General features: G+C 66.7%; 10 protein-coding genes. 5 read left to right on the top strand and 5 right to left on the bottom strand.

All coding sequences use genetic code 11. The features are described from left to right. The first annotated feature begins 5 nt into the window (after window positions 1–5). From KAK88_RS04045 to KAK88_RS04035, 3 genes are read left to right on the top strand one after another with little or no spacing between them, the layout of a single operon-like run. Complete coding sequence (locus KAK88_RS04045; RefSeq protein ID WP_242077970.1) at window positions 6–1,070, top strand: hypothetical protein; 1,065 nt, start codon at window positions 6–8, stop codon at window positions 1,068–1,070. A gap of 60 nt (window positions 1,071–1,130) precedes the next feature. Beyond that, window positions 1,131–2,561 (top strand): metalloprotease TldD, encoded by a 1,431-nt coding sequence (gene tldD / locus KAK88_RS04040; RefSeq protein WP_242077969.1) that lies wholly within the window; start codon window positions 1,131–1,133, stop codon window positions 2,559–2,561. 59 nt (window positions 2,562–2,620) lie between these two features. After that, window positions 2,621–2,908, top strand: coding sequence for a hypothetical protein (locus KAK88_RS04035; RefSeq protein WP_045809440.1), 288 nt, complete (start codon window positions 2,621–2,623; stop codon window positions 2,906–2,908). A gap of 3 nt (window positions 2,909–2,911) precedes the next feature. Here the strand turns inward: KAK88_RS04035 and KAK88_RS04030 are convergent, their stop codons facing one another. Then, on the bottom strand, window positions 2,912–3,823 hold the full coding sequence (locus KAK88_RS04030) for a TraB/GumN family protein (protein ID WP_242077968.1): 912 nt from the start codon (window positions 3,821–3,823) through the stop codon (window positions 2,912–2,914). Window positions 3,824–4,010: 187 nt separating this feature from the next. Here KAK88_RS04030 and KAK88_RS04025 point away from each other — a divergent pair, with 187 nt between their 5' ends. Next, the gene (locus KAK88_RS04025; RefSeq protein ID WP_242077967.1) at window positions 4,011–6,095 is read left to right on the top strand and encodes a TonB-dependent receptor plug domain-containing protein; all 2,085 of its coding nucleotides are present in this window, start codon (window positions 4,011–4,013) and stop codon (window positions 6,093–6,095) included. A 69-nt stretch (window positions 6,096–6,164) separates the two neighbouring features. Here KAK88_RS04025 and KAK88_RS04020 read toward each other — a convergent pair whose 3' ends face one another. Beyond that, on the bottom strand, window positions 6,165–8,099 hold the full coding sequence (locus tag KAK88_RS04020; RefSeq protein ID WP_242077966.1) for a peptide MFS transporter: 1,935 nt from the start codon (window positions 8,097–8,099) through the stop codon (window positions 6,165–6,167). Window positions 8,100–8,380: 281 nt separating this feature from the next. Here KAK88_RS04020 and KAK88_RS04015 point away from each other — a divergent pair, with 281 nt between their 5' ends. Continuing rightward, window positions 8,381–9,532 carry an N-acetyltransferase gene (locus tag KAK88_RS04015; protein ID WP_242077965.1) on the top strand — a complete coding sequence of 384 codons (1,152 nt, stop codon included), beginning with the start codon at window positions 8,381–8,383 and terminating at the stop codon, window positions 9,530–9,532. On the opposite strand, the gene mscL is transcribed toward KAK88_RS04015, so the two are convergent. The 3 genes from mscL to rpsA all read right to left on the bottom strand — a co-directional run bounded on the left by mscL (window position 9,533) and on the right by rpsA (window position 12,256). Then, a complete protein-coding gene (gene mscL, locus KAK88_RS04010) occupies window positions 9,533–9,955 on the bottom strand; it encodes a large-conductance mechanosensitive channel protein MscL (protein ID WP_242077964.1) in 423 nt (140 codons plus the stop codon). 23 nt (window positions 9,956–9,978) lie between these two features. Beyond that, a complete protein-coding gene (locus KAK88_RS04005) occupies window positions 9,979–10,269 on the bottom strand; it encodes an integration host factor subunit beta (protein WP_242077963.1) in 291 nt (96 codons plus the stop codon). A gap of 283 nt (window positions 10,270–10,552) precedes the next feature. Continuing rightward, window positions 10,553–12,256: a 30S ribosomal protein S1 gene (gene rpsA / locus KAK88_RS04000; protein ID WP_066552585.1), complete on the bottom strand. Its 1,704-nt coding sequence runs from the start codon at window positions 12,254–12,256 to the stop codon at window positions 10,553–10,555. Between the last annotated feature and the right edge of the window lie 63 nt (window positions 12,257–12,319).

Below are 12,319 nucleotides of genomic sequence, written 5' to 3'. Positions count from 1 at the left end.
AGACCATGTCCGACGACCAGAAGACCCCGCCCCAGCCTTTCGCCCGCAAGCCGGTGACCTGGGGCCGTATGCCCGCGACGACCTTCCACGTCGGGCCGGTGCCGGTCGCGCCCAATCCGCTGGACCGCATTCCCAATCCGCCGCCGCGCAAGCCCACGCCGCAACAGCACCAGGCCTCGATCCACACCCAGAGCCTGGCCTCCGGCGTCGCGCCGGCAAAGGGTCAGACGACGCCCGCCAATCCGGCCCCACGTCCCGCGCCCCGTCCGCAGGGGGCAAGCATCCTGGGCGGTTCGCTGATCCCGACGGCGCGCCCGGCCCAAGCCCAGCCTCAACCTCAGGCTCCGACGCCGCCGCAGCCCAGGCCGCAGCCGGCGCCGGCCGTTCAACCCGATCTGACCGTGCGCCCCCTGCCCGCGCTCGAGACGACGCCGGCCCCTACGCCGAAGCCGGTCGCGGCCGAACCCGTCGTCGCCGCCCCAGCGGTCGCGGCCAGACCCGCCATCGCGCCGGCCGCTGCGCCGATCACGCCCAGCTTCGCCCGTGCGCCCGCCAAGACCTCGCGCCTGCCGCTCTATGTCGGAGTCGGGGTGGTCGCCCTGCTGGTCGTCGGAGGGGGCCTGTGGTTCGCGATGCGTCCCGCCTCGACCCCGGCGACGTCGACGCCCGCCGTCGCCGCCGATGCGCCTCTGACCGCCCCGCCAGCCGATACGACTCCTGCCGACGCCGCACCCGTCGTCGCGACCCAACAGCCCGCGCCCGCCGCGACGACCACGGCGACGCCGCCCGCGCCTGCCGCTTCCACGCCGGCAACGACGACGCCGCGTTCAACGACGGCCGCCCCCCGCACGCAGACCCCGGCCCAGACCCAGACGCCGGCCGCAACGACGCAACCGACGACGCGCGCTCCCACGACCACCACTCCGGCGCCGTCCACGCCGGCGCCGACGGTCACGACCGAGCCGCTGGTGATCGTGCCGACGGCCCCGACGCCCGCCCCGACTGCGGCACGCCCGTCGAGCAGCGATCCCGATGGTCCGGTGGTGACGCGGCCTCAGCCACTGGACTGATCGGCGGTTTCGCGCGCCGGGGCAGGTGACGAAACGGCCTTCAGCCCCTACCTACAGGCCATGACCGTTCACGCCTCCCCGCCGCCCATCCTCGACGCCGCCGGCGTCGACACCGATGAAGCCCTGTCGATCCTGAAAACGGCCCTGGCCGGCGCCGACGACGGCGAACTGTTCCTGGAGCGGTCCGAGAGCGAGAGCCTGGTGTTCGACGACGGCCGGCTGAAGTCCGCCGCCTATGACGCCACGGAGGGCTTCGGCTTCAGGGTCGTGGCGGGCGAGACCGCCGGTTACGCCCACGCCAACGAAATCTCGGCCGCCGCCCTGCGTCGCGCCGCCGACAGCGCGGCCTTGGCCAAACAGGGGCACGAGGCCCGGGTCGCCGAAGGCCCCCGCGCCACCAATCAGAAACTGTACGGCGAGGTCGATCCCCTCGCCTCGCCCGCCTTCTCCGACAAGATCGCCCTGCTGGCCGAGATTGACGCCTGGGCGCGCGCCCGCGATCCGCGCGTGGTTCAGGTGTCCGCCTCCCTTATCGGCGAACGCCGCGCCATCGAGATCCTGCGCGCCGACGAGCGGGCGGTGCGCGATGTTCGCCCGCTTGTCCGGCTGAACGTCTCGGTCACCGTGGAGCAGAACGGAAAGCGCGAGAGCGCCTCGTCCGGCGCCGGCGGCCGGGCCGGGTTCGAGGCCTGGGTCGCGCCCGAACGCTGGCAGGCCCAAGTGGACGAGGCCCTGCGTCAGGCCCTGGTCAATCTGGACGCCGTCGACTGTCCGGCGGGCGAGATGGACGTGGTCCTGGGCGCCGGCTGGCCCGGCGTGCTGCTGCACGAGGCCATCGGCCACGGCTTCGAGGGCGACTTCCACCGTAAGGGCTCGTCGGTCTTCAACGGCATGATGGGCCAGCGGGTCGCCGCCCCCGGCGTCACCGTGGTCGATGACGGCTCGATCGCCGGACGTCGCGGATCGCTGTCGGTCGATGACGAGGGCACGCCTACCTCCCGCACCGTGCTGATCGAGGACGGGATCATGGTCGGGCTGATGCACGACCGGCTGTCGGCGCGGCAGCTGGGCGTCGCCGCCACCGGCAACGGCCGGCGCCAGTCTTTCGCCCATATGCCGATGCCGCGCATGACCAACACCTTCATGGAGGGCGGCCGGGATTCCAAGGCCGACATGATCGCCAATACGAAGCGCGGCCTCTACGCCGCCAATTTCTCGGGCGGCCAGGTGGACATCACCAACGGCAAGTTCGTGTTCCAGTGCAATGAGGCCTATCTGATCGAGGACGGGGTGATCACGGCCCCGGTGCGCGGCGCGACCCTGATCGGCGACGGGGCCACGGCCCTGACCAAGATCCAGATGGTCGGCGACGACTTCGCCTTCGATCCGGGCGTCGGCGTCTGCGGCAAGGCCGGACAGGGCGTGCCCGTCGGTATCGGCCAGCCCAGCCTCAAGATCGGCGGCCTGACGGTCGGCGGAACCGCCGTCTGAGCGAGCGGAACCGTATCGCTGCAAAGGGTGTTTCCCCGCCACACTGGAGAGGAAACACCATGCCTACCGAACGCGAAGTCCAACATCCCGATGGCCGGGTCGAACGCATCACTGAAACCAGCGCGGCGCCCACCACCGTCGTCGAGCGTCGCGGCAGCGGCATGGGCGCCATCGTCGCCCTGATCGTCGGCCTGCTGGCCGTGCTGGTGATCGGCTACTTCCTGATGAACATGAACCGCAGCGACGCGGTGAAGGACAACGCCATCGCCGGCGCCGCTGAGAGCGTCGGCAACGCCGCCGACAACATCGGCGAAGCCGCCCGCGACGCCGTTCCGGAACGCAAGTAAGCTCTAGCGCGCCGATTGAGCAGAGGCGGAGGGGCGCCATTCGGGACCGATCGGTTCCAGCCCCTCCGCCTCCAGCCGATCCAGTACGCCGTTCGGCTCGGCCAATAGCCGCAAGGGTGCAATGGCGACGGTGACGCCGTCCTCAGCCAGCGCCTTGTCCACCGCCGTATTCCATATCCGACGCAAATCGTCCGCCTGCGCCATCACCGACCAGTAGGAACAGGCCGTCGCCGCCTTTTCCAGGGGCGAATCCAGCACCGCCGGGATTCGGCGCAGACGCCAGTTCTCCGCACGCTGCGCGCCCGCCTCGACCCCGGCCTCCGCCGCCGTCGCCGCAGCGTCGATGCAGTCAAGATAGCGTTCTGGCGGGGTCGTCAGCACCTTTTCGATCAGTTCGTCCCCCCTGAAGATGCCCACGGGCTCAGCGGGTGTGCGGTTGGCGCGCGTCGCCTGACGGACCAGGCCGGACACCGGACGCCCTCCGCTGCTGTAACCGCCCAGTTCCATCAGATCGCCCGACAGGATCAGCATGCTGTCGCGGGTCGGGCCTTCGCCTGTCAGGCTTTCGATCCGGGCCTCAAGGTCCGGGGACAGATAGTCGGCGCTGGTGCGCCCGTTCGGCAAACGGGTCAGTGTCCGAAAACGCCAGATCAGACGACCCACGTCGGCCAGCGACGCCCGCCCCTCGACCGGAAACAGAACGCGGTCCGCACGATCGACCGCAGAGATGAGCGCATCCGTGCGCCACTCCATCTTTCTGGGCAGACCGTCGATCGATCCGACCAGGATCAGGACACTGTCGCCGCGCCGCACCTCCCACATCGGCGCCTCGATCCGGCGGGCGGTGACGACGATATCCTCGACGGCGTCCGAAGGCGCGTCCTGCGCAACGGCAGGCGCGGTCGTCAGCGCCATCGCGGCAAGTAAAAGCAATAGAGAAGATGAGCGACTGATCATTACATCGCTGTAAACTTCATTACTGTCGTTGGTGTAATGAAATCGCTGTAATGATGTCGTCGATTTAATCCACCTTGCGGCCTTGTAACTGGAGATGAACGCGCCGGATCGGCACACCTCTCGCCAACACCCGAGGGGAAGATCAATGACAAAGACCCTGCTGCTGGCCAGCACCGCCCTGCTTTTCACCGCAGGCGCCGCATTCGCCGCCGACGCCTCCACCGCAGACAAGCCCCAAGTCGCCGAGGCCCCGGTGCCGACCGGCCCGACCAATCAGGCGCCCCTGGCCGACGCCAGCCAGCGCGGCGTGCTGGTCTTCACGCCGGACTTCTTCGCCGCCCAGCGCCCCAATACGGCGCTCGACATGGTCAACCGCGTCCCCGGCTTCTCCATCGACAACGGATCGGGCGCGCGCGGCTTTGAAGGGGCGGTCGGCAATGTGCTGATCAACAACAACCGCCCGGCCTCCAAAAACGACTCGGGTTCGAACGTTCTGGGCCGGACCCTGGCCAATCAGGTCGAGCGTATCGAACTGATCCGGGGCGGTGCGCCGGGCATCGACATGCAGGGCTATTCCGTCGTCGTGAACGTCATCCTGAAGACGGCCGACAGCCGCCAGTCGATCCTGACCTGGAACGCCATGCTGTTCGAAGGCGGCCATGACATCTATGGCGGCTCCTATCAGTTCACGCAGAACAAGGGCGATCGCAGTTGGGGCGTGACCCTGTCGGACGGCATGGGATCCAGCGATTCCAACGGCGTCGGCCGGTCGATCCGTCGCAACGCCGCCGGCGATGTCATCCGAGACGAGCGTTTCGAAAACGACGGATGGGGCGGCGGTCAGAGCATTCGCGGCAACTACACCGGCCCGGTGTTCGGCGGAAAGCTGGAAGGCACCGCCCGCTATGGTCTGAACGACTATCAGAACTGGACCGAGCTTTCGTCGCCCACCTCCCTGCGGCGCAGCGACTATGCCGAAGACGGCGATTCCGGCGAACTGGGCCTGACCTGGACCCGCACCCTGAACCCGCGCTGGACCCTGGAGACGCGTCTGATCCACGAGTTCTCAAGCTTCGACAGCGTCTCGGGCAGCAACGAGACGCTCAACGGGACGGCGGCGCCGGAACAGCAGTTCAAATCCAACGGCGACTCGTCGGAATCCATCCTGCGCGCCCTGGTGCGTCACGAACGCTCGCCCGCCCTGACGATCGAGGCCGGCGCCGAGATCGCCTATAATATGCTGGACGTGAACCAAGCCTTCACCATCGGCGGCGTCGGCGTCCCCCTGCCCAGCGCCTCGGTCAAGGTCGAGGAGACGCGCGGCGAGGCCTTCAGCAAGGCGACCTGGCGGATCAATCCGAAACTGACACTGGAGGGCGGGGTGCGCCTTGAGGCCTCCACCATCAGCCAGTCGGGCGATGCGGATCAGGAAAAGAGCTTCTTCTTCGCCAAGCCGCGCCTGCTGGCGACCTGGACGCCGATGGCGAACAACCAGCTGCGTTTTCGTTTCGAGCGCGAATTGGGTCAGCTGGACTTCGGCGACTTCGCCGCCTCGGCTGAGCTGAGCGACGGCACGGTGTTCGGCGGCAATGTCGATCTGGAGCCGGAACAGCGCTGGATTTCCGAGCTGTCCTATGAGCGCCGCTTTTGGGGCGAGGGCGTGGTCTCGATTGGCTATCGCCACGACCGCATCATCGACGTGATCGACCGCCTGCCCCTGCCCGGCGGCCTGTCGGCGACCGGCAACATCGGCGACGGAACGCTGGATCAACTGTCGCTGAACGTGGTCGTGCCGCTGGACAAGGTCGGGATTTCGGGCGCCCGCTTCACCTTCCAAAACGACTGGAACAAGACCAGCGTCACCGACCCGACCACGGGCGAGGATCGCCGCATCTCGGGCGTGCGCCCCAGCCAGGCCAATGTCGGCTTCCAGCAGGACATCACCTCGTGGAAGACCCAGTGGGGGATCAACTGGCTGCCGCGTCTGGGCCAGGCGACCTATGACCCCGACCAGACCTTCGCCTGGCGCGGCGCGGACTATCTGGAGGCCTTCGTCGAATACAAGCCCAGTCCGACCCTGTCGCTGCGCGCCCAGCTGAACCTGTGGGACGACTTCACCCAGCAGCGCACGGTGTACGCCACGCGCAATCCGCGCACGGTCGCCTTCGTCGAGGAGCGCTCCATCGACCCGCGCACCTTCGTCTCGTTGCGGGTCCGCAAGACCTTCTGAGGCGCGCTTCACGCAGCAAAAAGCCCCGGCGGATCGCTCCGCCGGGGCTTTTCCTTGATCAGGCGTCGATCAGTGGCTGGGCGTCGAGGCCGCAGGACGGGCGACGTTGCCGTCTTCCTGACCGCGATCGTTCAGCACAGGACCAGGGTGATCATCACCGTCGTTGGCGCCGTGCGACCAGCCTTTGATGAAGTGGCTGACGACGATGAAGGCCACGCCGATGCCCATGCCCCACAGGCCCAGCAGCTTGAACACTTCAAGCGAGGTCTGCAGCGCAAGGCCCGGGTTCAACACCTGGCCACCCACCGTTTCCGTGCCCGCCAAGCCGGCGATCCAGCCGCCGACATATTGGGCGATGGAGCTGGCCAGGAACCACACGGCCATCATGAAGCTGACCACCTTGGCGACGGACAGTTTGGTGATTTCCGACAGGCCCACCGGCGACAGGAAGAGCTCGCCGGTCGTGTGGAACAGATAGAGCAGACCCAGCAGGAGCAGCGGCATCTGGAAGGCCGAGTTGGCCATGCCGGCGCCCCACACCACGATCATGAAGCCCAGTCCGACCTGCAGCAGGCCGAGGCCGAACTTCAGCGTGGGGTTGGGGTCCAGGTTGCGCTTGCCCAGGAAGGACCAGAGCGCGGCCATGATCGGTGCGAAGATCAGGATGAAGCCCGCATTGAACGACTGGGTCTGGGCCGCCGTGATGGTGGCGTCGATCCAGGGACCCGACGTGCTGAGACCGGCGGCGGCGATCTGGGCCGGGGTGCCGACGGTGACGCCCAGCAGCTGGAACGCCTGCGGGGTGATGCTGAGATCGACGTTGCGGTCGGCGAACAGGTTCAGCGAGGTGCCGGCCTGTTCGAACAGGGTGAAGAAGACGACCGAGCCGAAGATCAGCACCAGGGCCAGCATCATCCGCTCACGCTGCGCCTTGTTCTCGCAAACCTTGACGATGACGTAGAGGATGAACAGCAGCGACGCGACGGTGGCGGCGCCCAGGACCCAACCCACCAGGGCGTTGCGCTGAACCATGAACCAGACGACGCCGACGCCCAGGATGCTGAGCAGATAGATCGACCATTCGCGGTTGATGGGACCCAGCATCGGCTTGCTCAGATTGGCTTCGGCCGGAGGCTCGCCCTTGCCTTGCAGCAGGGGTTTGCCCAGCACGAAGACCACCCAGCCCAGCGCCATGCCGACGCCGGCCAGACCAAAGCCTGCCCACCAGCCGACCGTTTGGCCCAACAGGCCGCAAAGGACCGCCGCCCAGAAGGCGCCGAGGTTGATTCCGTAGTAGTAGAGGGTGAAGCCGGAATCTCGCCGCGGATCGCCCTGCGGATAGAGCTGTCCGACGATGGTGGAGATGTTGGGCTTCAGGAAGCCGACGCCCATGATGATGAAGGACACCGCCAGATAGAAGACGTTCACGCCCGCCATGTCGCGGGTCGCGTCGATCTTGTATTCGCCGGTCGGCAGCACGGCCGGCAGCGGCGACGCGGCGGGCAGACCCTCGATCGCCAGGCCGTTCTCGGCCGCCTCGAAGGCGTATTTCTGGCCATTGACGACGATCGACACTTCACGCGCCGCGCCGCGGCCTTCGGCGTCGATCTGATAAGTCTGACCGGCATAGGTCAGGGTTTCGGTCGCGGGACGACCCTCGAAGGCCATCATGCCGTGACCCGCGACAAGCAGCAGGGCGCCGAAGGCGACGGCCTTGCGCGTGCCGATGAAGCGGTCGGCCATGATGCCGCCCAGCAAGGGCAGCAGATAGACCAGCGAAGTGTAGGAGCCGTAGGTCGACCCCGCCATGGCGTCGTCGAACAGGAAGTGTTGCGTCAGGAAGAAGATCAGGATGCCGCGCATGCCGTAGTAGGAGAAACGCTCCCACATCTCGGCGAAGAACAGGATGATCAGTCCGCGCGGGTGGTTCTTAAGGATCTGCATCAGCACCGGCACGCCCGTGGCGAAGGTGATGATCAGTCCAAGGGCGACGACGATGTTCATGCGCGCGTCCCCCTAATCGTCTTCACGCGTCGTGTAAGTCGCGCCTTCCCCAAATCCGTCCTCAACGGCTCACTCCCAACTGCCGCGCCGCTTATCGGGCGCGCGAAAGGCGCATACCCAGCACAGCGGGCGAATCCGAACAAGTGTTAAGGCTGTCGCGGGGGGAGCCGGGCGACGCGCGAGAAAGGCGAAAAACAACCCTGGGTGATGTCTGGTGGCGCACATCCTGCTACGGAGTTTGTCAGAAACGCACACGGTTTCATAATGGGAAGGCGCGCCAGATGTCTGTCAGACCGATCGCCGCTCTCGACCATGAGGCGCTGAACCGGCTGCATCGTCAGGTCGGCTGGCCCGAGCGGTCGCCGGCCGGTTGGCGCTGGCTCGAAGCCAATCCGGCGCGGTTGGCGCTGGGCGCGCCCGCCGGATGGGTGGTCGCCGACGCGGACGACAACGCCGTCGCCATGCTGGGCAACTTCATCCAGCGGTTTCGCCAGGGCGCCCAAGACCACTTCGGCGCCACCGGCTTTTCGATCATCGTGCCGCCCAGCCAGAAGGGGGCTAGCCGTCCGCTAATCCGCACCTTTTTGAACCAGCCCGGCCTGTTCGCCCGCTACACATTCAACGCCAATGCGCGCTCGGCGCCGCTGTACGGCCTGTTCGACATGAAGCCCTGGCCGGCCCAGACCCATGGCCTGAAGCTGTCATGGATCACCGATCGCCTGGCCTGCGCCCAGGGTCGGGGTCTGCGCCTGTTGCTGGGCCGCACCTCCGCCGAGACCGCCGCGCGTCTGGGCGAGCGGCTGATGAACGGGCGCGTGTTTCGCCAGACGCCGCTTGTGCTGCCGGCTGGGGTGACGGTGCTGCGCGATCTGTCGGACGCCTCGCCCTATGCGGACTTCTGGCGTCGGCTGTCGCAGGAAGATCGCCTGCTGGCGGACCGCAGTCCGGAAATCCTGCGCTGGCGGTTGGCGGACCCCGACCTGACCCTGCCGCCGATCATGCTGGCCTGCGTCAGGGATAGCCGCATCGTCGGGGTGGCGATGGCGCAGATGACCAAGACCAGCCTGATCGAGCCGCCCTATCTGGACATCCTCGATCTGATTGCGCTGGAGACGGCGCCCGATGCGATCCCGCTTCTGACCCAGGCCTTGATCGACAACGCCCGCGCGCTGGGGGCCGCCAAGGTGCGGCTGCAGATGGTGACGCCGCGTCTGTTGGTGCAGTTGGGCGATCTGGCGAAGACGGCGCGGCGCGAAGGCGGTTGGGGACATTGCCACGCCATCATCGACGATCCTGCGCTGGCGGCCGCCTGGGCGCCGACCCCGTTCGACGGCGACTACGGCATCTGTTCGCGCACGCCGCCGATGCCCCAAACTTTGGCCGCCGCCGCAATCACGCGCCCGACCTTGGGCGGACGCGTGTCCAAGGCCTGATCAGGCGTTGGGGCGGGCCTTCAGTTCGTCGCGGATCTCGGCCAACAAGGCTTCGGTCGCCGTCGGCGCTGCCGGCGCCGGATCGGGCTTGGCGGCTTCCTGACGACGCAGGGCGTTGATGCCCTTGACCACAAGGAACACGACCCAGGCCACGATCAGGAACTGGATCACCGTGTTCAGGAAGGCGCCATACTGGATCGACACCTTCTCGACCGCCTCGGTCGCCGGGTTTTCGGCCCTCAGCACCCATTCCAGCTTGGAGAAGTCGATACCGCCGGTCAGCAGACCGATGGGCGGCATGACCACCTGATCGACCAGGCTTTTGACGATGCCGTTGAAGGCCGCGCCAATGATCACGCCGACCGCCAGGTCCACGACATTGCCCTTGACCGCGAACTCGCGAAACTCCGACAGCAGGCTCATGAGATTTCCTTGAGAAAGTTGGATCAGGCGTCGCCCGAGGCGTTCAGCCGCTCGCGCAGTTCCTTGCCGCTCTTAAAGAAGGGGACGGCCTTGGCAGGCACCTCGACGGTTTCGCCGGTGCGCGGATTGCGACCCGAACGCGCAGGGCGCGATCGCACGGAAAGGGCGCCGAAACCGCGCAACTCGACCCGGCCGCCTTCGGACAGGGCCGAGGTCATGGTGGTGAGGATCACATTGACCAGCCGCTCGACCTCGGCGTGGGTCAGGTGGGTGTTTTCCGCTGCAAGCTTCTCGATCAGTTCGGACTTGATCATCTGCGCCCCCGCCAGCTCGTTTAGACAGGCCGTCTCGCCTGCCGTCGATCCAGAGCCGCACCCTAACCTTCGACAGGCTTTGTAAAAAGCCCTTATCCGACAATGATGCGCGCCATTCGCAAGAAATATGTCCGGAAGTGCACACAGCAGTGTGCCAGACAGAGAAAAGGGCGACGGGATTGCTCCCGCCGCCCTCATTCTTTTGTCGCTATCGCAGAGCGCGCGGCGCTCCGCGGATTGAGCGAGGCTCCCGAAGAACGCGGTGCGCCCTTCGGCCTGAGCCTTACTCCTTGGTGCCGGCGTTCTTCAGCGCGGCGCCCAGGATGTCGCCCAGCGAAGCGCCCGAATCGGACGATCCGAACTGTTCGATGGCTTCCTGCTCGTCCTTCATTTCCAGCGCCTTGATCGACACCGAGACGCGGCGCGAGGCCTTGTCCACGGCGGTGATCATGGCGTCGACGCGGTCGCCGACGGCGAAGCGTTCCGGACGTTGCTCGTTGCGGTCGCGCGACAGGTCCGACTTGCGAACGAAGGCCGTGACCGGCGCGTCGTCTTCACCGAACTTGACCTCGATGCCGCCCGACTCGATCGCCGTCACGGTGACGGTGATCTGCTGGCCGCGACGATAGGTGTCGCCCTCGCCGATCGGATCGCCGCCCAGCTGCTTGATGCCCAGCGAGACGCGTTCCTTCTCGACGTCGACGTCCAGGACCTTGGCCTTGACCATCTCGCCCTTGCGGTAGCGCTGGATGGCTTCTTCACCCGACACCGACCAGTCGAGGTCGGACAGGTGCACCATGCCGTCGATGTCGTTGTCCAGGCCGATGAACAGGCCGAACTCGGTGGCGTTCTTGACTTCGCCCTCGACGGTCGAACCGATCGGGTTGTTGGCGACGAAGGCGTCCCACGGATTGTCCTGAGCCTGCTTCAGGCCCAGCGAGATGCGGCGCTTGGAGGCGTCGACATCCAGAACCACGACGTCGACTTCCTGCGAGGTCGAGACGATCTTGCCGGGGTGGACATTCTTCTTGGTCCAGGACATTTCCGAGACGTGCACCAGGCCCTCGACACCGGCTTCCAGCTCCACGAAGGCGCCGTAGTCGGTGATGTTGGTGATGCGGCCCGTGTACTTGGCGCCGACCGGATACTTGGCTTCCACGCCGTCCCAAGGGTCCGACTGCAGCTGCTTCATGCCCAGCGAGATACGCTGGGTGTCCGGGTTGATCTTGACGATCTGGACCTTGACGGTGTCGCCGACAGCAAGAACCTGGCTCGGGTGCGAAACGCGCTTCCACGACATGTCGGTGACGTGCAGCAGGCCGTCGATGCCGCCCAGGTCGACGAACGCACCGTAGTCGGTGATGTTCTTGACGACGCCTTCGCGGACTTCACCCTCGGCCAGCTGACCGACCAGTTCCGTGCGCTGTTCGGCGCGGGCTTCTTCCAGGATGGCGCGACGCGACACGACGATGTTGCCGCGCGGACGGTCCATCTTCAGGATGGCGAAGGGCTGTTCCTTGCCCATCAGCGGGCCGACGTCGCGGACCGGACGGATGTCGACTTGCGAACCGGGCAGGAAGGCCGAGGCGCCGCCCAGATCGACGGTGAAGCCGCCCTTGACGCGGCCGACGATGGCGCCGTTGACCGGCTGGCCTTCGGCGAACACGACTTCCAGACGGGTCCAGGCTTCTTCGCGACGGGCCTTGTCGCGGCTGATGACGGCTTCGCCCAGGGCGTTCTCGACGCGCTCCAGGTAAACCTCGACGTTGTCGCCGACCTTGGGCAGGGCGCCGTCGTCGCCTTGGCCGAATTCGCGCATGGCGATGCGGCCTTCGGTCTTCAGACCAACGTCGATGATGACGATGTCTTTTTCGATGCCGACGACGCGGCCGTGAACGACCTGGCCTTCGCCGAAGTCGCGACCCGACAGTTGTTCGTCGAGCAGCGCCGAGAAGTCGTCGCGCGTGGGGTTGAGAGTATCAGACATGAAGCTCTGGTGTTTCCAGTGGGGCTGTGGCGCGTAACCGAAGGACGATCCCGCGCGAGGTGG

The organism is Brevundimonas diminuta, from assembly GCF_022654015.1.
In the GTDB taxonomy this organism is placed as follows: Bacteria; Pseudomonadota; Alphaproteobacteria; order Caulobacterales; family Caulobacteraceae; genus Brevundimonas; species Brevundimonas diminuta_C.
Note: the sequence above shows the minus strand (reverse complement) of the source record. Positions and strands in the feature narration are given on the sequence as shown.

Bases quoted from the DNA above. Each gene is read 5' to 3' on its own strand.
- mscL (WP_242077964.1), bottom strand. From the start codon at position 9,955: ATGAGCCTGCTGTCGGAGTTTCGCGAGTTCGCGGTCAAGGGCAATGTC.
- tldD (WP_242077969.1), top strand. From the start codon at position 1,131: ATGACCGTTCACGCCTCCCCGCCGCCCATCCTCGACGCCGCCGGCGTC.
- KAK88_RS04015 (WP_242077965.1), top strand. From the start codon at position 8,381: ATGTCTGTCAGACCGATCGCCGCTCTCGACCATGAGGCGCTGAACCGG.
- KAK88_RS04025 (WP_242077967.1), top strand. From the start codon at position 4,011: ATGACAAAGACCCTGCTGCTGGCCAGCACCGCCCTGCTTTTCACCGCA.
- KAK88_RS04005 (WP_242077963.1), bottom strand. From the start codon at position 10,269: ATGATCAAGTCCGAACTGATCGAGAAGCTTGCAGCGGAAAACACCCAC.
- KAK88_RS04020 (WP_242077966.1), bottom strand. From the start codon at position 8,099: ATGAACATCGTCGTCGCCCTTGGACTGATCATCACCTTCGCCACGGGC.
- KAK88_RS04030 (WP_242077968.1), bottom strand. From the start codon at position 3,823: ATGGCGCTGACGACCGCGCCTGCCGTTGCGCAGGACGCGCCTTCGGAC.
- KAK88_RS04045 (WP_242077970.1), top strand. From the start codon at position 6: ATGTCCGACGACCAGAAGACCCCGCCCCAGCCTTTCGCCCGCAAGCCG.
- rpsA (WP_066552585.1), bottom strand. From the start codon at position 12,256: ATGTCTGATACTCTCAACCCCACGCGCGACGACTTCTCGGCGCTGCTC.
- KAK88_RS04035 (WP_045809440.1), top strand. From the start codon at position 2,621: ATGCCTACCGAACGCGAAGTCCAACATCCCGATGGCCGGGTCGAACGC.